Raw genomic sequence first — 18307 nt, forward strand, 5'->3', positions numbered from 1 at the left:
CACTTTCGTAAGGAGCAACTGAAACCATGTCGGTTTCCGTAACCCTTCCGGCGCTCGGCGAGAGCGTCACCGAGGGCACTGTCACCCGCTGGCTGAAGGCCGAGGGCGAGCGCGTCGAGGCCGACGAGCCGTTGCTCGAGGTTTCGACCGACAAGGTCGACACCGAGATCCCGGCCCCCGCGGCCGGCATCCTCGCCGCGATCAAGGTCGCCGAGGACGAGACCGTCGAGGTCGGCGCCGAGCTGGCCGTCATCGACGACGGCACGGGTGCGGCCCCTGCCGCCGCGGCACCGGCCGCCGAGCCGGTGGCCGCACCGGCACCGGCACCGGCACCGGTCGCCGAGGCCCCCGCCGCCGCTGCCCCGGCCCCGGCCCCGGTGGCCGAGGCTCCGGCCGCCGCACCGGCCGGTGGCGCGGCCGGTACCGACGTCACCCTCCCGGCGCTCGGCGAGAGCGTCACCGAGGGCACCGTCACCCGCTGGCTGAAGGAGGTCGGCGAGGAGGTCACGGAGGACGAGCCCCTCCTGGAGGTCTCCACGGACAAGGTCGACACCGAGATCCCGGCCCCGGTTTCCGGTGTGCTGCTGGAGATCGTCGTCGCCGAGGACGAGACCGCCGAGGTCGGCGCCAAGCTCGCCGTCATCGGTGCCCCGGGTGCCGCTCCGGCCGCTGCCCCGGCTCCGGCCGCTCCGGCGCCCGCCGCCGCTCCGGCTCCGGCACCGGCTGCCCCGGCCGCTCCTGCCCCGGCCGCCCCCGCACCGGCACCGGCACCGGTGGCGCCCGCGGCCCCGGTCGCCGCTCCGGCCCCGGTGGCCCCGGCTGCTCCGGCGCCCGCCGCCGCTCCGGCTCCGGCCGCCCCCGCCGCCCCCGTTGCCCCGGCCGCCCCGGCCGCGGCCTCCGGTGACGACGGCGCGTACGTCACGCCGCTGGTCCGCAAGCTCGCCTCCGAGAGCGGAGTCGACCTGGGCGCGGTCAAGGGCTCCGGCGTCGGTGGCCGTATCCGCAAGCAGGACGTCGTCGCCGCCGCGGAGGCCGCCAGGGCCGCCGCCGCTGCCGCGGCCCCCGCCGCCGTGGTCGCCGGGGCGCCCGCCGCCTCCAAGGCGCCGAAGCTGGAGGCGTCCCCGCTGCGCGGTCAGACGGTCAAGATGACCCGCATGCGCAAGGTCATCGGCGACAACATGATGAAGGCTCTGCACTCGCAGGCCCAGCTGACCTCGGTCGTCGAGGTCGACATCACCAAGCTGATGAAGCTGCGCAACCAGGCGAAGGCCGCGTTCGCCGCCCGCGAGGGCGTCAAGCTGTCCCCGATGCCGTTCTTCGTGAAGGCGGCGGCCCAGGCGCTGAAGGCCCACCCGGTCGTCAACGCCCGGATCAACGAGGACGAGGGCACCATCACGTACTTCGACTCGGAGAACATCGGCATCGCCGTGGACGCCGAGAAGGGTCTGATGACCCCGGTCATCAAGGGTGCGGGCGACCTGAACATCGCCGGCATCTCGAAGAAGACCGCCGAGCTGGCCGGCAAGGCCCGCGGTGGCGGCCTGACGCCGGACGACATGTCCGGTGCCACCTTCACCATCAGCAACACCGGCTCCCGCGGTGCGCTGTTCGACACCGTCATCGTGCCCCCGAACCAGGCAGCCATCCTGGGCATCGGTGCCACGGTCCGCCGCCCGGTGGTCATCGACCACCCGGACCTCGGCGAGACGATCGCGGTGCGCGACATGACGTACCTCTCGCTCTCCTACGACCACCGTCTGGTGGACGGCGCGGACGCCGCCCGCTACCTGACCGCGGTCAAGGCGATCCTGGAGGCCGGTGAGTTCGAGGTCGAGCTCGGCCTCTGAGCACCACGGTTGTAACCAGCCTCACCAGCGGCGCCCCCGTCCGGATCCTTTCCGGACGGGGGCGCCGCCGTATTGTCTAGACACCACCGGTCGCCCCGGCAGCCGTGATGGTGCGGACAGCACCGGTTTGCCCCGAAGGAGCCCCTCATGACCCCGCCCGTCGTCCACTCGCTGCGCGAACAGATCCGCGAGCACATCGTGGACGGGATCGTCAGCGGGCGCTGGAAGCCGGGCGAACGAATCGTGGAACGCCGGATCGCCACCGAGCTGGAGGTCAGCCAGACGCCCGTGCGCGAGGCGCTGCGGGAGCTGGAGACGCTGCGGCTGATCGAGTCGGCGCCCAACAAGGGCGTACGGGTCCGCAATCTCACCGCGGCCGATCTGGAGGAGAGCTATCCGGTACGGGCCGGTCTGGAGCAGATCGCCGCGGAACTGGCGGCTCCGGCGCTCGGCGAGGACTGTTCGCGCCTCGCGCCGCACGTGGCGGCGCTCTACCGGGCGGACCGGCTGGCCGACGGCGAGGCGCAGGTGCGGCACACCGTCGCGTTCCACCGCGAGATGGTGCGGGCCGCCGGGAACGCCGTGCTGCTGCACACCTGGGAGGGGCTGGGCATCGAGGTGTTCACCGCCCTGTCGATCCGCTGGCTGGGCACGGTGCAGAAGTCGTACGCGGAGGAGCACGAGGCGCTCATCGAGGCGTTCCTGCGGAAGGACCCGGACATCGGGGTGCTGGTCAAGGCCCATGTACTCGGCTGCGCCCCGCGCGCCTGAGGAAGGTACCCGCCACGGGCCGAGGGTCATACGGTCCCCGCACCCGGGGGTCGTACGTTCCTTGTGCCCCAGACGCGTACGTTCCCCGCACCTGGGGGCGTACGTCTCCCGCACCCGAGTCGCGGGCGTTCCTCGCGCCCGAGACGCGTACGCATCTGTCGCCGGGGGCGCTCGTCTGTGCAGGTGGGCGCCCCTTTTGCGCGCTAAATCCCGTCACTCCGTGCCCGGTTCCGCGGCACCGAATGCCACTTTCTTCACATCGAGAAGTTTTGCCATTCATCCTTTGATCGATCATCGATCGGCGACTTAGAGTTCACTTCGCGGGCCCACCGGCCCCATCGCCCTGTCCTGCCAGCCAGGGCCTTTCTCCACCCCCCTCCACTCCGGAAGGCGGCGATCATGACCGACCCCGTAGGAAAGCTTCCGAGCGAGCTCGATCAGCTCCCGGACCGTGACCCCGAGGAGACCGCCGAATGGGCGGCCTCCCTGGATGCCGTCACCAAGGCCGCGGGCCCGCACCGCGCCGCGTACCTGATGCGCCGCTCGCTCCAGCACGCCGAGGGCGCCGGTCTCGCGCTGCCCAAGCTGCTGGAGACCGATTACGTCAACTCCATCCCGACCGCCGCCGAGCCCGCGTTCGACGGCGACCTGGAGATGGAGTCCCGGATCACCGCCTGGAACCGCTGGAACGCGGCCGCGATGGTCACCCGCGGCTCCCGGCTCGGCGTCGGCGGCCACATCGCCACCTTCGCCTCGGCGGCCTGGCTGTACGAGACCGGCTTCAACCACTTCTTCCGCGGCAAGGAGGGGGACGGCTCCGGCGACCAGCTCTACATCCAGGGCCACGCCTCCCCCGGCATCTACGCCCGCGCCTTCCTCGACGGCCGGCTCGGCGAGCAGCAGCTCGACAACTTCCGCCAGGAGGCGGGCGGCGACGGCCTGCCGTCCTACCCGCACCCGCGGCGGCTGCCCTGGCTGTGGGAGTTCCCCACCGTGTCGATGGGCCTCGGCCCGCTCTCGGCGATCTACCAGGCGCGCTTCAACCGCTACCTGGCCAACCGCAACATCAAGGACACGTCGGACTCGCACGTCTGGGCCTTCCTCGGCGACGGCGAGATGGACGAGCCCGAGTCGACCGCGGCCCTCGCCCTCGCGGCGCGTGAGCGGCTCGACAACCTGACCTTCGTCATCAACTGCAACCTGCAGCGCCTCGACGGCCCGGTCCGCGCCAACTTCCGCGTGGTCCAGGAGCTGGAGGGCGCGTTCCGCGGCGCCGGCTGGAACGTCGTCAAGACGCTCTGGGGCAACGCCTGGGACGAGCTGTTCCAGCTGGACACCACCGGGGCGCTGGTCCGCCGGCTCCGGGCGGTCCCGGACGCGCAGTTCCAGACGTACGCCACCCGCGACGTCGCGTACATACGCGAGCACTTCTTCGGCGCCGAGCCCGCGCTCGCCGAGCTGGCGAAGCTGCTCACCGACGCGAAGATCGCCGAGTGCTTCCACACCTCGCGCGGCGGCCACGAGGCCCGCAAGGTGTACGCGGCGTACAAGGCGGCCGTCGAGCACAAGGGCGCGCCGACCGTGATCCTGGCCCAGACGGTGAAGGGCTACACGCTCGGCCCCGGCTTCGAGTCGCGCAACGCCAACCACCAGATGAAGAAGCTCTCCGGCAAGGAGTTCCGCGCCATGCGGGACCTGCTGGAGCTGCCGATCCCGGACTCGAAACTCGACGAGGGCCTGGTGCCGTACGGCCACCCGGGCGCCGACTCCCCCGAGGTCCGCTACCTCCAGGAGCGCCGTGCCGCCCTCGGCGGTCCCGCCCCGGCCCGCCGGGTCCACGCGGTGGCGCTGCCCGAGCCCGACGAGCGTGCGTTCGCCGCGCTGAAGAAGGGCTCCGGCAAGCAGGAGCTGGCCACCACGATGGCGTTCGTACGCCTGGCCAAGGACCTGATGCGGGACAAGGAGACCGGCAGGCGCTGGGTTCCGATCGTCCCCGACGAGGCGCGCACCTTCGGCATGGAGGCGCTGTTCCCGTCGGCCGGCATCTACTCGCCGCTGGGGCAGACGTACGACCCGGTCGACCGCGACCAGCTGATGTACTACAAGGAAGCCAAGGACGGCCAGGTCCTCAACGAGGGCATCACCGAGGCCGGCGCGATGGCCGACTTCATCGCCGCGTCCACGTCGTACGCGACGCACGGCGAGCCGATGATCCCCTTCTACATCTTCTACTCGATGTTCGGCTGGCAGCGTACGGGCGACCAGTTCTGGCAGCTCGGCGACCAGCTCGGCCGCGGCTTCGTGGTCGGTGCCACGGCGGGCCGTACGACGCTGACGGGCGAGGGCCTCCAGCACGCGGACGGCCACTCGCACCTGATCGCGTCCACGAACCCGGCCGCGCTCAACTACGACCCGGCGTTCGCGTACGAGATCGCGGTGATCGTCAAGGACGGTCTGCGCCGGATGTACGGCCCCGAGGCCGAGGACGTCTTCTACTACCTGACGGTCTACAACGAGCCGAAGCCGCAGCCCGCGATGCCGGAAGGCGTCGAGGAGGGCATCGTCAAGGGCCTCTACCGCTTCAAGGAAGGCACGCCCGCGGCGGCGGACGCCCCGCGCGTCCAGCTGCTGGCCTCCGGCACGGCGATCCACTGGGCCCTGGAGGCACAGGAGCTGCTGGCCGCGGACTGGGGCATCACGGCCGACGTCTGGTCCGCCACCTCGTGGGGCGAGCTGCGCCGCGAGGCGCTGGAGTGCGACGAGGCGCTGCTCCGCGGTGAGCAGCGGGTGCCGTACGTGACCCAGGCGCTGGAGGGCGCACCGGGCCCGGTCCTCGCGGTCAGCGACTGGATGCGGCAGGTCCCGGACCAGATCAGCCAGTGGGTGGAGCAGGACTGGTCCTCGCTCGGCACGGACGGTTTCGGTCTCTCCGACACCCGCGACGCGGCCCGCCGCCACTTCGGCGTCGACGCCCAGTCGATCACGGTCGCGGCCCTGGCCCAGCTGGCCCGCCGCGGCGAGGTGACCGCGTCCGCGGTCAAGGACGCCCGGGAGCGGTACGGGCTGTGACGTGAGGCGGCGGCCGGGTGCGCCCGGCCGCCGATCCGCCCGGCGGGCCCGGGGACCGGACCCGTCCGGCGGCCGAGGGCGTCTTCCGGGCCGCCCCGCGAGGGAGGGCGGCATGTGGCTCCCGGCCACAATGGCCGTATGCGTGCTGCCCGTCTCATCAAAATGGTGCTGCTCCTGCAGTCCCGCCCCGCCATGACCGCCGCCGAGCTCGCCCAGGAGCTGGAGGTGTCCGAGCGGACCGTCACCCGGGACGCCCAGGCGCTCTCCGAGGCGGGTGTCCCGGTGTACGCGGACCGGGGCCGGGCCGGGGGCTACCGGCTGGTCGGCGGGTACCGCACGCGCCTCACCGGACTCGCCCGCAACGAGGCCGAGGCGCTCTTCCTCTCCGGGCTGCCGTCCGCCCTGCGCGAGATGGGCCTGGAGGACGCCGCGTCCGCGGCCCGGCTCAAGGTGTCGGCGGCGCTGCTCCCCTCCCTGCGGGACGCCTCCGCCAGTGCCGCCCAGCGCTTCCATCTGGACGCTCCCGGCTGGTATCAGGAACCGGTCACCCCGGAGCTGCTGCCCGCCGTCGCGGAGGCGGTCTGGGACGACCGGATCGTCCACGCCCGCTACCGCCGCGGCGGCCGGGACGGCGAGGTGGAGCGGGAGCTGGCCCCGTACGGGCTCGTCCTGAAGGCCGGGGTCTGGTATCTCTGCGCCCGTGTGGCGGAGGACTTCCGGGTGTACCGCATCGACCGGTTCTCGGCCGTCGCGGTGTCCCACGAGCGGTTCGCGCGCGACGAGGCGTTCGACCTGCCGGGGTTCTGGGACGAGCGGGCCGCGCAGTTCGCCCGCTCGCTGCTGCGTACCGAGGTGACGGTACGGGTGTCGGCGCAGGGCGTACACCGACTGCCGTACGCGATGGACCGTTCGGCGGTCCGCGACGCGCTGGAGGCGGCGGGACCGGCCGATACGCAGGGGTGGCTCACGGTCACTCTGCCGGTCGAGTCCCTCGATGTCGCATACAGCCAACTTCTCCTGCTCGGACCGGAGTCGGAAGTCCTCGAACCGGCCGCGCTGCGGGCCCGTTTCGTCGCGGCCGCCGAACGTCTGCGCGACCTCTATCGCTGAGGGTTCCTTTTCCCCGCGTCCGCGTGCGTCGCCCGCCGCCGGGGCCGATGCTTGTCCCGTGATGGACGAGACGGAGTTCTGGGAGATCGTCGACAGCACCCGCGAGGCCGCCGAGGGCGACCCCGAGGACCAGGCCGACCTGCTCGTCGAACGGCTGGTGCGACTCGATCCCGAAACCGTGCTGGATTTCGCCAGGCACTTCGAGGCCCGTTACAACCGCGCGTACCGCTGGGACCTGTGGGGCGCCGCCGCCGTGCTGCTCGGCGGCGCGAGCGACGACGCCTTCGACTTCTTCCGCTGCTGGCTGATCGGGCAGGGCCGGGAGGTCTTCGAGGGCGCGCTGCACGATCCGGACAGCCTCGCCGACCTTCTCGGCGACTTCGACGCGGAGGTCGACGGGGAGGCCGAGGATCTCGGCTACGCCGCAGACGAGGCGTACGAGCAGCTCACCGGCGTGGTCGCCCCGGACCTCGGCCTGCCTCCCCAGGCCACCGAGCCGGCGGGCACCCCTGTCGGCCTTGAGGACGACGGGGCCCTGGCGGAACGCTTCCCCGCGCTCTGGGAGCGGTTCGGGGCCGGCTGAACCCGCCCGGGGCCTGGCACCGTCCCGCCACCCCGCGCCCACTCTGTGACGCCGTGGCACCGTCCCGCCACCCCGCGGCCCCTCCGCCCCGCCGTCGCACCGCAAGCGGGTGCCGCCGCCTCAGAAGTGCGTTCCGCCGTCGATCCGGATCTCCGTACCCGTGATGAACGCCCCGTCCTGCGATCCGAGCATCGCGACGACGCCCGCGACCGTGTCCGGGCTGGCGAAGCCCGCCCCGAGCGCCGGGGACAGCTTCGCGAAGAGCGACATGTCGGCATCGGCGGGCAGCCCCGGGCCGTTGCCGCTGGTCATGTCGGAGGAGATCGAGCCGGGCGCGACGGCGACGACCCGCAGCCCCTGCTTGCTGTACTCGCTCGCCAGCGCGTGCGTCATCGACTGGATGCCGCCCTTGCTCGCCGCGTACGCCGCCATGTAGGGGTGCGCGAAGCTCGCCGAAGTGGAGGAGAAGTTCACGACGACCGGCTCGTCACCCGCCAGCAGGGCCGGTATCGCCTCACGGACCATCAGGAACGTGCCCGTCAGGTTGACCGCGAGGATCTTGTTGAAGAACTCCAGCGTCGTCTTGTGCGTGTGCTCGGAGCGCAGGATCCCGGCCGCGTTGACGAGCACGTCGAGCCCGCCGAGGGCGGCCACGGCGGAGGCGACGCCCGCCCGTACCGCGGACTCGTCCGAGATGTCGAGGACGAGGGTGGTGAGGCGGCCGGCGGTGCCGTTCGCCTCGGCCGTCGCGTACGTGGCGTTCAGGCCGGCCTCGTTGACATCGGCCGCGACGACCTGGCCGCCCTCGGCGAGGAGGCGGTGAACGGTGGCCTGTCCGATGCCGGAACCACCACCGGTGATGAGTGCGCGACGGCCTTCGTAACGGTTCATTTCTGTTCTCTCCCGATCCCGGTGACTGCTGTCCCGAGGCTGTCCGAACGTGCTCGACACCGCCTCGATCGATGTCCACCGTACGCCCAAGTGGCACGTTTTGCCATGACGTCATTCTGCGCACACCACTCCCCTGCCGGGGTAATCTCCCGGGAATGAGCCCGAAGCCGAGTCAGCCGTCCCTCACCGAACGCCGCAAGGCCGCGACCCAGCTGGACATCGCGCGCGCGGCCGCCTCGCTCTTCGCCGAGCGCGGGCCCGACGGCACCACGGCGGAGGACATCGCCCGTCGGGCGGGCGTCGCGCTGCGCACCTTCTACCGGTACTTCCGCTCCAAGCAGGACGCGGTGGGCCCGCTGCTCTCCGGCGGCGCCGAGCGCTGGCGGGCCCTGCTCGAAGCGGCCGAGCCGGGAGAGGCGCTCGCCGGGGTCCTGGAACGGGCGGTCACCGAGGCGCTGCGGATGCCCGACGCGCACGCCGCCGAACAGCTCGGCTGGACGCGCGGGCTGCTGCGGGCGGCGCGGGAGGACCCGGCGCTGCGTGCCGTCTGGTACCGGGTCAATCAGGATTCGGAGGAACGACTGCTGCCGGTGCTGACCCGGCTGGCGGGCGAGGGGGCGGATCCGCTGGAGGTCCGGCTCGCCGCGGCCGCCGCCACGGACGCGGTGCGCGTCGCCCTGGAAGCCTGGGCCGAGACGGACGCACCGGCGAGCGGACCGGGCTCACCCGCCGATCTGGCGGTGCACTGCCTGCACCAACTCATGGGCGGCATGCGGCTGTTCAGGGGCTGAGCGGGAATCGGGGGGTCACGGGGCGAGCGAGCGGCCCATCATGACGTCGTCGACGTAGCGCCCGCCGAGGAAGAACTCACCGGGCAGCACACCCTCGACGGCGAACCCCTCCGACTCGTAGAGGGCCCGCGCGGGTGCGTTGTGCCCGAGCACCCGGAGCGTCATCCGGTTCGCCCCGTCGCTCCGCGCGGCCGCGACCGCCGCCCGCAGCAGGGTCCTGGCGACACCGCGGCCGCGCGCCCAGTCGGCCACGGCGAGGCCCTGTATCTGCCGGACATGGGCGTTGCAGGCCAGCGGGGTCGGCGGGACCAGCCTGAGGTACCCGGCGAGGCACACCGCTCCGGACACCTTCTCCACCTCGGCCACGAGGATGTCCTCGGGCCTGTGGCGGTCGTCGAAGAACGGCGCGTACGGCGGCTGCGGCCTCGGCATGACCGCGTGCAGCGTCGACCAGGTGGAACGGTCGAGTTCACCGAGAGCGGCTTCGTCGGCGAGAACCGCGGGACGGACGGGGCGGGCCGGGCGGGTGTGAATCTCGGGCATGCGCGCCACTGTGCCACGGCTCCCCCGCCCGGTCAGCCCCGTTTCGCCGCCCGGCGCGGATCGCGACGCGCGCGGGGCCGTCCGGCCCCGCGGGTGAGGCGCGCCCGGGGCCCCTGCGGCAGGATGGCCCCATGTCGCACTCCCGTATCGCTGTCACCGGAGCATCCGGACTCATCGGAGCGGCGCTGGTGCGCTCGCTGCGGGCCGACGGGCACGAGGTCGTACGCCTGGTGCGGCACCCGGCGCGGGCCGGCGACGAGGTGGAGTGGAATCCCGGGCGCCGGTACGTCGATGTCGCGGGCCTGGTGGGCTGCGACGCCGTCGTCCATCTCGCCGGGGCCGGCGTCGGCGACCACCGCTGGACACCGGCGTACAAGCGGGAGATCCGGGACAGCCGGGTGCTCGGGACGGCGGCGATCGCCGAGGCCGTCGCCTCGTTGGACGTACCGCCGAAGGTGCTGCTGTCCGGGTCGGCCATCGGCTACTACGGCGACACCGGCGACCGCGCGGTCGACGAGAGCGCCCCGGCCGGCGAGGGCTTCCTGCCGTCCGTGTGCGTGGAGTGGGAGGCGGCCACGGCCGCCGCCGAGGAGGCGGGCGTACGGACGGTGCACGCGCGCACCGGCCTGGTGGTCGCGCGGGAGGGCGGGGCCTGGGGCCGGCTCTTCCCGCTGTTCCGCGCGGGGCTCGGCGGGCGGCTGGGCAACGGACGCCAGTACTGGAGCTTCATCGCACTGCACGACGAGGTCGCGGCCCTGCGGCACATCCTCGACACCGAGTCGCTGTCGGGTCCGGTGAACCTGACCGGCCCCGACCCCGTCACCAATGGCGAGGTGACGGCCGCGATGGGACGGGTACTGCGCCGCCCCACACTCTTCACCGCCCCGGCTCCGGCCCTGCGGATCGCCCTCGGGGACTTCGCCGCGGATGTGCTGGGCAGCCAGCGGGTGCTGCCGGGCCGGCTCCTGGACTCGGGCTTCGTGTTCGCCTTCCCGGGAATCGACGCGGCCATCCGCGCGGCGCTGCGCTGAGCGCACGCGCTACGCGCCAGTAGGCGCCGGAGCCCGTCCCGCCGGGCCCCGGCCCACGTGTCCGCCGCGCATTCGGACGGGCGTGCGACCCCGTGCAACGGTGCCCCCGGTGCGCGCGACTGCGCCCGCACCGGGCGCCCTCCTAGCCTCCTTGCGAACTCGGGCATTCCGGGGGCCAGTCGGGGGCAAGAGCCTCCCAGCAGTTGCGCCGACTCGGGGAGGGGCACGTGCTCAGCTCGGCACACCACGCGGACGTCGTCATCATCGGGGCCGGGATCGCCGGTCTGTCAGCCGCCCACCGACTGACCAGCGCAGGGGTAAGCGTCAGCGTCCTGGAGGCCGGCCCCCGGATCGGCGGCCGGATGACCACCACCGAGACGGACGGCTTCCTGCTCGACCGCATCGGCCCACTGCTCAGCACCTCGTATCCGGAACTCCGCCTGATGCCCGCCCTCGAAGGGCTCGTACTGCGCACCTTCGCACCGGGGGTGCTCGTCCACAGCGAGGGCCGTCAGTACCGGACCGGCGATGTACGGGGCGCGCGGGGCGCATTCAAGGCAGCACGCGCCCTGGCAAGCGCCCCCCGGCCGCCGATGGGCGGGCCGATCGACCAGGCCCGGCTGGGCGCCGCCCTGGCCCGGCTCGCCGCCACCCCGGCCGCCCGCATCCTGGCCCGGCCCGAACAGACCGCGCTCGCCGCCCTGTCCCACCGCGGCCTGCCCTCCCGTACGGTCAACGGCTTCCTGCGTCCGCTGCTCTCCGCGCTGCTCAGCGACCCGGAGCTCACCACGTCCAGCCGGTGCGCCGATCTCGCGCTGCGCGGCTACGCACGCGGCCGGATGTGCGTGCCCGCGGGCGGTTCGGGGAGGCTGCCCGAACTGCTCGCGGCGGCGCTGCCACCGGGCACCGTACGGACGGGCGTGCATGTCACGGCCGCCGACATCACCTCGGTCCGCACCAAGGAGCACGGCGAACTGGGCTGCCGTTCCCTGCTGCTGGCGACCGGCGCGGGCGCCGCCGCCGAGCTGCTGCCCGGCCTGCGCATGCCGTCCTTCCACCCCGTGACGGTCCTTCACCACACCGCCCCCGCTCCCCCGCCGACCGGCGCCTCGCTGCTGCTGGACGCCGACCGCTCGGGCCCGGTCGCGCACACCGCGGTGATGAGCGCGGTCGACCCGTCGCGCGCCCCGCACGGCCGGAGCCTGATCAGCTCGACGGTACTCGGCACCCCGCCGCCCGACCTGGACCGCGCCGTCCGCACCCACCTGGCCGCCCTGTACGGGACCCCCACCGACGACTGGGAGCTGCTGGCCGCCCACCACGACCCGGAGGCGGTCCCGGCGATGCCCGCCCCGCACGATCTGCGCCGCCCCGTCCGGCTGCTCGCCGGTCTGTACGTGTGCGGCGACCACCGCGACACGAGCACGGTCCAGGGCGCCCTGTTCTCTGGCCGCCGCGCGGCCGAGGCGATCCTCACCGACCTGGGCGTACGACCGGGATACGGGAGCGGGACGGCGGCGCTCCCCGAAGCGGCCTAGTCCGCCGCCCCTTGCGCCCGGAGGGGGGCGGGCGCGGGGTGCGGGCGGCGGCGGGCGCGGGGGTGCGCCCGGGGGTACGGGCGGGCGGGGGCTCACCCCAGCGCGGCGACCCGTTCGCGGTACCCGCGCACCGCGGCCGCCTCCCGGTAGGGCTCCAGGCGGCGCTCGAAGTCCCGGACGTATTCCGTCGCGCGCACCGACCGCATCTCGGCCGCCTGCTGGGCCGCCTCGGCGCCGAGCAGGCACGCCTGGTCGAGCTCGCCGAGCCCGAGCCGCGCGCAGGCCAGCACCACCCGGCAGAACAGCCTGCTGCGGGCGTACGCCGGGGCGCGCAGTTGGAGGGAGCGCTCCGCGTGCTGCGCCGCGGCCTTGTACTGCTGCAGATCCCGGTGGCAGTGCCCGAACTCGTCGGCGAGCTGGGCCTCGTCGAAGTAGCGCGCCCAGTGCGGCACCTCGTCCCCGTGGCGGGCGATCTCCAGGGCGTGTTCCGCCCGTGCCAGGGAGGCGGTGCAGGGCCTGGCCTCGCCGAGCACCCCGTGACCGCGTGCCTCGGCGGCGTGCAGCAGGGCCTGGACGACGGGCGGCGCCGACGAACCGATGCCCTGCTGGGCGACGCGGGCCAGCTGCACCGCCTCCCTGCCGTGCCCGAGGTAGACCGCCTGCCGGCTCATGGTGATCAGGACGTAGCTGCCGTACGCGCGGTCCCCGGCGGCCTGGGCGAGCCGCAGCGCCTGGACGAAGTACCGCTGGGCGAGGCCGTGGGCCGCGATGTCGTACGAGGTCCAGCCCGCCAGCCGGGTCAGATCGGCGGCGGCGGAGAAGAGCCTGCGCCCGGTCGCCTCGCCGTACGTCCCGCGCAGCATCGGTTCCGTCTCGTGCTCCAGGTACCGGACGAGGGCCTGCCGGGCATGGCCGCCGCCGTAGGCGTTGTCGAGGGTGCGGAAGAGTTCACCGACCGAGCGCAGGGCGGCGACATCTCCCACGCCGACCCGCTGGCCGGAGCCGCGGTCGGACTGCCGTTGCCGGGGGACGCCGGGGGCGGCCGGCAGCCCTGCTCCCGGGACGCCGGGTGCGGTCGGGGAGGTGGGGGATCCGGGAGGCGCGGACGGTCCGGAGGGCCGGGACGGTACGGGTCCCCGGGCCCCGTTCCGAGTGCTCGCACCGGCTGTTCCCGTACCGCCGGGCCCGCTGCCGCCGGGCCAGTGCGCGCCGTGCGGGCCGTGCAGCCCCGGTGCCCCGGTCCCCCGCGCTCCGCCGGGCCCACCGGTCCGTGCCGGACCACCGGCCCCGGCGGCTTCCACCGTTCCCGTGCCCCGGAAGGCCCCTGCCGCCCCTGCGGCCTCACCGCTCCCGGCAGACCTGCCGAGCCCGCCGGCCGCACGCGCACCACCGGTCGCCTGGGCACCACCGGCCGCACGGCTCCCGGCGGCTCCGCCCGGCACCGGTGGGGCGGACTCGGGCCCCCGTCCCACCCACTCGTCGGCCCGGCCGATCAGCCAGTCCCGGCTGGGGACGACGAGCCCGGCCGGGGTGAAGGCGATCTTGCGCAGCTCCGCATGGCTGCCCGAGTCCTTCCGCCACAGCCCGCTGACGATGTCGACCGCCTCGGCCGGCGTGGCCGCGAACTCCAGGCCCGCGTAGACGGGGGCGCACGCGTCGAGGCCCAGATCCTGGGCGGACAGGCGGCGCCCGAGCCGCCGGGTGAAGACCTCGGCGATCAGCGCGGGGGTGGTCCCGCGCGGCTGCTGACCGCGCAGCCAGCGAGTCACGGACGTCTTGTCGTACCGCAGGTCGAGGCCGTGCTCCAGACCGAGTTGGTCCACTCTTCGGGCGAGGCCGGCGTTGGAGAAACCGGCCTCGGCGATGAGCGAGGCGAGTCGGCGGTTGGGGGTGCGCTGCGGAGGTCGTTCCGACATCAGCTGTACGGTCTCCTGCCTTCGGGGCCGGGCGGGCAGCCCTAATGGAACGGCGCGAATTTAGCGGCCTCTGTCGCGACCGCAGGCACCTTCGCTTCACTTTCATCCGATCGTGTGAGGATTGGGGGTGGCGCTGACGGGAAGGACCTGCCGGGCCGCCGCCCGGGGGCCGGTCGTACAGTGGCTCGGGGCGTGATTCAGTGCATGGTGGCGTGGCTCCGGGCACCCCCGGCTCCCGGCACCGCGAGTAGGAAGGCATCTGTCGTGACCGAACTTCGGTTCGTCCGGCTGGGATTCGGCGAGGAAGCCGTCGACTACCAGGAGGCCTGGCAGAAGCAGCGCGAGGTGCACGCGGCCAGATTCGAGGACGCCGTCCCGGACACCTGCCTGCTGCTGGAGCACCCGCCCGTCTATACGGCGGGGCGGCGCACGACCGACAGTGAGCGCCCGCTCGACGGCACCCCGGTCATCGACGTGGACCGCGGTGGCAAGATCACCTGGCACGGCCCCGGGCAGCTGGTCGGCTATCCGATCCAGAAGCTGCCCAGGCCGGTGGATGTCGTCGCGCACGTCCGCCGGCTGGAGGACGCGCTGATCCGCACCGCCGCGGAATTCGGTCTGGAGACCTCCCGGGTCGAGGGCCGCAGCGGGGTCTGGGTGCTCGGCGATCCGGTCGAGGACCGCCCGTCGCTCGGCGGCCTCTCCCTCGACTTCGACCCGCGGCTGCAGGACGAGGAGTTCGACCCCCGGCTGAACGGCCCCGAGTACGCGCCGTCCAACGCCGGCCAGCGCCGCGAGGACCGCAAGCTGGCCGCGATCGGCATCCGGGTGGCCAAGGGCGTGACCATGCACGGTTTCGCGCTCAACGTGAACCCGGACAACACCTGGTTCGACCGCATCGTGCCGTGCGGCATCCGGGACGCGGGGGTCACGTCGCTCGCGTACGAGCTGGGCCGTGACATCACCATCGCCGATGTGCTCCCGGTGGCCGAGAAGCACCTCAAGGACGTCCTGGAGAACGCGGAGCTCGCCCCGCGCGTCGTCGAGCGCCCGGCGGATGCCGCGGCCACGGCATGACGGCCCGGACGCCCGGCGGGGAATAGGCCCTGCCGGCCACAGGTTGGCCACACGTAAAGCCGTTTGAACTACGGGCGTACCCTGGTGTTCGCCGAAGAATCCAATGCAGTGAAAGCAAAGGGGAGTGCCGGAGTGTCCGCTGTCGCACCCGACGGGCGCAAGATGCTGCGCCTTGAGGTCCGGAACAGCCAGACCCCCATCGAGCGCAAGCCCGAGTGGATCAAGACCCGGGCGAAGATGGGCCCCGAGTACAACCAGCTGCAGAAGCTCGTGAAGAGCGAGGGCCTGCACACGGTGTGCCAGGAGGCCGGCTGCCCCAACATCTTCGAGTGCTGGGAGGACCGCGAGGCCACGTTCCTCATCGGCGGCGACCAGTGCACCCGGCGCTGCGACTTCTGCCAGATCGACACGGGCAAGCCGCAGGCGCTGGACCGGGACGAGCCCCGCAGGGTCGGCGAGTCCGTCGTCACGATGGACCTGAACTACGCCACCATCACCGGCGTCGCACGCGACGACCTGGAGGACGGCGGTGCCTGGCTGTACGCGGAGACCGTGCGCCAGATCCACGCGCTGACCGCGGAGCGGGAGGCCGGCCGGACCAAGGTCGAGCTCCTGATCCCCGACTTCAACGCGGTGCCCGAGCAGCTCGCCGAGGTCTTCTCCTCGCGCCCCGAGGTGCTCGCGCACAACGTCGAGACGGTGCCGCGGATCTTCAAGCGGATCCGCCCCGGCTTCCGTTACGAACGTTCCCTGGAGGTCATCACGCGGGCCCGTGAGGCCGGTCTGGTGACCAAGTCCAACCTGATCCTCGGCATGGGCGAGACCCGCGAGGAAGTCAGCGAGGCGCTCCGGGACCTGTACGGCGCGGGTTGCGAGCTCATCACGATCACGCAGTACCTGCGGCCGTCCGTGCGGCACCACCCGGTCGAGCGCTGGGTGAAGCCGCAGGAGTTCGTGGAGCTGAAGGAGGAGGCCGACGAGATCGGCTACTCCGGCGTGATGTCCGGGCCGCTGGTCCGTTCCTCGTACCGCGCGGGCCGTCTTTTCCAGCAGGCGATCGAGCGGCGCGGCGCCGTCGCGGCGACGCCCGCCGTGTGAATCCGAGCACAAGAAGCTACCGATCGGTAATAGCCGATTCGACGCGGCCCCTATGCTCCCCGCAGGTCGGGGGCGCGTATGGGCCGCGTCGGCGTGCGCTCCGCCCGGATCAAGGGTTCATTGGTGTTTGACCGACCCGTCATGCGCTGGTAACACCGAGCAGTGACGCTGGGTGCTCACGGCGCAGCGGCTCTCCTGGTCGCTGCCGGCGCCGCTTCCCGCACCCGGCGCACGCCGCCCACTTCGCGCAACGCAGTCCCGGGCAGACCGGCCCGGGCAGCTGAGTCCACGCCACTCAGTCCGCACATCCGCTCCGAGGAGATTTCCACGATGCAGGCCGTGCCGGTACGCGCCACCGCCCTCCCCTCCGTCACCCATGCTCTCCGTGCCGTCGAGTCGCTGTTGCTGAGCGGCGGCCAGCGGACCGCCCGCCGCAACGCCTGGACGGCCGTCCTCGAAGACCGGCGCCGGGCCAAGGACCGGGTCGAGGCCGAGTACGTACTGGAGGCCGCGGCCGACCACCGTTCTTGAGCCACGTAAACTTCAGTGCATGGCGAGGAAGGCAAACACTGAAGGCGCGGACAGCGCCGAGAACGCGGGGCGGCTCAAGCAGATCGCCCTGACCTACAAGATGACCAGGCGGACCGACCCCAAGATCGGTCTTGTCGTCGCGGGTGTGGGAATCGTCACCTTCGGTGTCCTCCTCGCGGTCGGTTTTCTGATCGACCACCCGATCTATCTGGGCATCCTGGGCTTCGTGCTGGCCCTCCTCGCGATGGCGATCGTCTTCGGACGGCGTGCCGAGCGCGCGGCCTTCGGGCAGATGGAGGGGCAGCCCGGCGCCGCGGCGGCGGTGCTGGACCGGGTGGGCCGCGGCTGGACCACGACACCCGCGGTCGCGATGAACCGCAGCCAGGACGTCGTCCACCGCGCCGTGGGCAAGGCGGGCATCGTGCTGGTCGGCGAGGGCAATCCGAACCGGGTGAAGCTGCTGCTCGCGGCCGAGAAGAAGAAGATGGCGCGCATCCTGGTCGACGTACCGGTGCACGACATCATCGTCGGCAACGACGAGGGCCAGGTGCCGCTCAAGAAGGTGCGCACCAAGATGCTGAAGCTGCCGCGCGTCCTGACCGGCCCGCAGGTGACGGCCGCCAACGACCGGCTGCGCGCGATGGGCGACCTGATGAGCAACATGCCGCTGCCGAAGGGCCCGATGCCCAAGGGCATGCGGATGCCGCGCGGCGGAAAGATGCGCTGACGCCTCCGCCGTACGCGGCAGCCGGCCATCCGTACCACGTACGAGAGAGGGCGGGTTGCGAACCGAACCGGTTCGCAACCCGCCCTCTCTCATCTTTTCGGCCTCGCCCGGCCGCGGGCCCTCGCCCGGATACGGCCCCGCTCAGATACGGACCTGAACCGCGCGGGCCAGCCGGTCGTGCAGACCGCGGCCGTCGCGGTCCCAGACCAGGGCCGGGATCGCCAGGCACAGCAGCACGCTCCGGACGACCGCCCGCCCGAACGTGAGCCGGCCGCCGTTCTCGGCGACGACCCTGATGCCCGCGACGCGCTTGCCGGGCGTGCAGCCGATGGTTCCGACCGTGAGCACGCTCAGTACGAGGAAGACGCCGAGCGCCCAGTTTCCCGCCGCCTGCTGGTCACCGCGAGCGAACAGCCCGTATGCGATCAGCATGCACAGGGCCCAGTCGATGAAGAGCGCACCGAGACGCCGGCCGAACGGCGCCACGGACCCCGGCCCGTGCTCGGGCAGACCGAGCCGCTTGCCCCGGTGGCCGAAGTCGGCCCCCATCTCCTCGGCGGTCGCGCGCGGCCCGGAGAGCCACGATCCGATTGCTTGCCTAGTGTCCACCCGAACACGGTACTGCGCCCTGTTTCGCTCCCCGCCGGGCGGGGTGACCGCCGCGGGCTCCCTGGCGGGCCGGACAAGGGTCCGTTACCGGCCTCAAGGTGCCGCTCGCGCTCGGCTCGGTTAACTTCTGCGAAACAAATGGGTCATGCTTGAGAAATCCGGTCTGCCTAAGGTC

16 protein-coding genes are annotated in these 18307 nt (G+C 72.8%); 12 read left to right on the forward strand and 4 right to left on the reverse strand.

Annotated elements, in window-relative coordinates; all coding sequences use genetic code 11:
- The first annotated feature begins 26 nt into the window (after window positions 1-26).
- The 5 genes from sucB (at window position 27) to ACIOMQ_RS20810 (ending at window position 7380) form a co-directional block, all read left to right on the forward strand.
- Window positions 27-1847 carry a 2-oxoglutarate dehydrogenase, E2 component, dihydrolipoamide succinyltransferase gene (gene sucB / locus ACIOMQ_RS20790; protein WP_402189752.1) on the forward strand — a complete coding sequence of 607 codons (1821 nt, stop codon included), beginning with the start codon at window positions 27-29 and terminating at the stop codon, window positions 1845-1847.
- Window positions 1848-1994: 147 nt separating this feature from the next.
- Window positions 1995-2618: a GntR family transcriptional regulator gene (locus tag ACIOMQ_RS20795; protein WP_401264838.1), complete on the forward strand. Its 624-nt coding sequence runs from the start codon at window positions 1995-1997 to the stop codon at window positions 2616-2618.
- A 399-nt stretch (window positions 2619-3017) separates the two neighbouring features.
- Window positions 3018-5687 (forward strand): pyruvate dehydrogenase (acetyl-transferring), homodimeric type, encoded by a 2670-nt coding sequence (aceE, locus tag ACIOMQ_RS20800; protein WP_362204320.1) that lies wholly within the window; start codon window positions 3018-3020, stop codon window positions 5685-5687.
- Between the two features lie 138 nt (window positions 5688-5825).
- Window positions 5826-6797, forward strand: a complete 972-nt coding sequence (locus ACIOMQ_RS20805; RefSeq protein ID WP_401940609.1) for a helix-turn-helix transcriptional regulator — start codon at window positions 5826-5828, stop codon at window positions 6795-6797.
- 61 nt (window positions 6798-6858) lie between these two features.
- On the forward strand, window positions 6859-7380 hold the full coding sequence (locus tag ACIOMQ_RS20810) for a DUF4240 domain-containing protein (protein ID WP_362204558.1): 522 nt from the start codon (window positions 6859-6861) through the stop codon (window positions 7378-7380).
- 120 nt (window positions 7381-7500) lie between these two features.
- Here the strand turns inward: ACIOMQ_RS20810 and ACIOMQ_RS20815 are convergent, their stop codons facing one another.
- A complete protein-coding gene (locus ACIOMQ_RS20815) occupies window positions 7501-8271 on the reverse strand; it encodes an SDR family NAD(P)-dependent oxidoreductase (protein ID WP_401264842.1) in 771 nt (256 codons plus the stop codon).
- 155 nt (window positions 8272-8426) lie between these two features.
- Between ACIOMQ_RS20815 and ACIOMQ_RS20820 the strand changes: the two genes are divergently transcribed.
- Window positions 8427-9062 (forward strand): TetR family transcriptional regulator, encoded by a 636-nt coding sequence (locus ACIOMQ_RS20820; RefSeq protein ID WP_362204311.1) that lies wholly within the window; start codon window positions 8427-8429, stop codon window positions 9060-9062.
- A gap of 15 nt (window positions 9063-9077) precedes the next feature.
- Here ACIOMQ_RS20820 and ACIOMQ_RS20825 read toward each other — a convergent pair whose 3' ends face one another.
- Complete coding sequence (locus ACIOMQ_RS20825; RefSeq protein WP_362204308.1) at window positions 9078-9605, reverse strand: GNAT family N-acetyltransferase; 528 nt, start codon at window positions 9603-9605, stop codon at window positions 9078-9080.
- A 131-nt stretch (window positions 9606-9736) separates the two neighbouring features.
- Here ACIOMQ_RS20825 and ACIOMQ_RS20830 point away from each other — a divergent pair, with 131 nt between their 5' ends.
- Window positions 9737-10636 (forward strand): TIGR01777 family oxidoreductase, encoded by a 900-nt coding sequence (locus ACIOMQ_RS20830; protein WP_362204305.1) that lies wholly within the window; start codon window positions 9737-9739, stop codon window positions 10634-10636.
- Window positions 10637-10863: 227 nt separating this feature from the next.
- Complete coding sequence (locus ACIOMQ_RS20835; protein ID WP_401264848.1) at window positions 10864-12174, forward strand: NAD(P)/FAD-dependent oxidoreductase; 1311 nt, start codon at window positions 10864-10866, stop codon at window positions 12172-12174.
- Between the two features lie 92 nt (window positions 12175-12266).
- Here ACIOMQ_RS20835 and ACIOMQ_RS20840 read toward each other — a convergent pair whose 3' ends face one another.
- The gene (locus ACIOMQ_RS20840; protein ID WP_401264850.1) at window positions 12267-14090 is read right to left on the reverse strand and encodes a regulator; all 1824 of its coding nucleotides are present in this window, start codon (window positions 14088-14090) and stop codon (window positions 12267-12269) included.
- Window positions 14091-14354: 264 nt separating this feature from the next.
- Here ACIOMQ_RS20840 and lipB point away from each other — a divergent pair, with 264 nt between their 5' ends.
- The 4 genes from lipB (at window position 14355) to ACIOMQ_RS20860 (ending at window position 17523) form a co-directional block, all read left to right on the forward strand.
- Window positions 14355-15167, forward strand: coding sequence for a lipoyl(octanoyl) transferase LipB (gene lipB, locus ACIOMQ_RS20845; RefSeq protein WP_362204296.1), 813 nt, complete (start codon window positions 14355-14357; stop codon window positions 15165-15167).
- A gap of 132 nt (window positions 15168-15299) precedes the next feature.
- On the forward strand, window positions 15300-16265 hold the full coding sequence (gene lipA / locus ACIOMQ_RS20850; protein ID WP_362204293.1) for a lipoyl synthase: 966 nt from the start codon (window positions 15300-15302) through the stop codon (window positions 16263-16265).
- Between the two features lie 330 nt (window positions 16266-16595).
- Window positions 16596-16796, forward strand: coding sequence for a hypothetical protein (locus tag ACIOMQ_RS20855; protein WP_362204290.1), 201 nt, complete (start codon window positions 16596-16598; stop codon window positions 16794-16796).
- Window positions 16797-16815: 19 nt separating this feature from the next.
- Window positions 16816-17523: a DUF4191 domain-containing protein gene (locus tag ACIOMQ_RS20860; RefSeq protein WP_362204287.1), complete on the forward strand. Its 708-nt coding sequence runs from the start codon at window positions 16816-16818 to the stop codon at window positions 17521-17523.
- Between the two features lie 141 nt (window positions 17524-17664).
- Here the strand turns inward: ACIOMQ_RS20860 and ACIOMQ_RS20865 are convergent, their stop codons facing one another.
- The gene (locus ACIOMQ_RS20865; protein WP_362204284.1) at window positions 17665-18132 is read right to left on the reverse strand and encodes an RDD family protein; all 468 of its coding nucleotides are present in this window, start codon (window positions 18130-18132) and stop codon (window positions 17665-17667) included.
- Window positions 18133-18307: the final 175 nt, after the last annotated feature.

This window comes from Streptomyces sp. NPDC087845, from assembly GCF_044742755.1.
GTDB lineage: Bacteria > Actinomycetota > Actinomycetes > Streptomycetales > Streptomycetaceae > Streptomyces.

Excerpts from the sequence above, each read along its gene's own strand:
- aceE (WP_362204320.1), top strand. The coding sequence starts at position 3,018 with ATGACCGACCCCGTAGGAAAGCTTCCGAGCGAGCTCGATCAGCTCCCG.
- ACIOMQ_RS20795 (WP_401264838.1), top strand. The coding sequence starts at position 1,995 with ATGACCCCGCCCGTCGTCCACTCGCTGCGCGAACAGATCCGCGAGCAC.
- ACIOMQ_RS20840 (WP_401264850.1), bottom strand. The coding sequence starts at position 14,090 with ATGTCGGAACGACCTCCGCAGCGCACCCCCAACCGCCGACTCGCCTCG.
- ACIOMQ_RS20815 (WP_401264842.1), bottom strand. The coding sequence starts at position 8,271 with ATGAACCGTTACGAAGGCCGTCGCGCACTCATCACCGGTGGTGGTTCC.
- ACIOMQ_RS20830 (WP_362204305.1), top strand. The coding sequence starts at position 9,737 with ATGTCGCACTCCCGTATCGCTGTCACCGGAGCATCCGGACTCATCGGA.
- ACIOMQ_RS20805 (WP_401940609.1), top strand. The coding sequence starts at position 5,826 with ATGCGTGCTGCCCGTCTCATCAAAATGGTGCTGCTCCTGCAGTCCCGC.
- ACIOMQ_RS20810 (WP_362204558.1), top strand. The coding sequence starts at position 6,859 with ATGGACGAGACGGAGTTCTGGGAGATCGTCGACAGCACCCGCGAGGCC.
- sucB (WP_402189752.1), top strand. The coding sequence starts at position 27 with ATGTCGGTTTCCGTAACCCTTCCGGCGCTCGGCGAGAGCGTCACCGAG.
- ACIOMQ_RS20855 (WP_362204290.1), top strand. The coding sequence starts at position 16,596 with ATGCAGGCCGTGCCGGTACGCGCCACCGCCCTCCCCTCCGTCACCCAT.
- ACIOMQ_RS20825 (WP_362204308.1), bottom strand. The coding sequence starts at position 9,605 with ATGCCCGAGATTCACACCCGCCCGGCCCGCCCCGTCCGTCCCGCGGTT.
- ACIOMQ_RS20860 (WP_362204287.1), top strand. The coding sequence starts at position 16,816 with ATGGCGAGGAAGGCAAACACTGAAGGCGCGGACAGCGCCGAGAACGCG.
- ACIOMQ_RS20820 (WP_362204311.1), top strand. The coding sequence starts at position 8,427 with ATGAGCCCGAAGCCGAGTCAGCCGTCCCTCACCGAACGCCGCAAGGCC.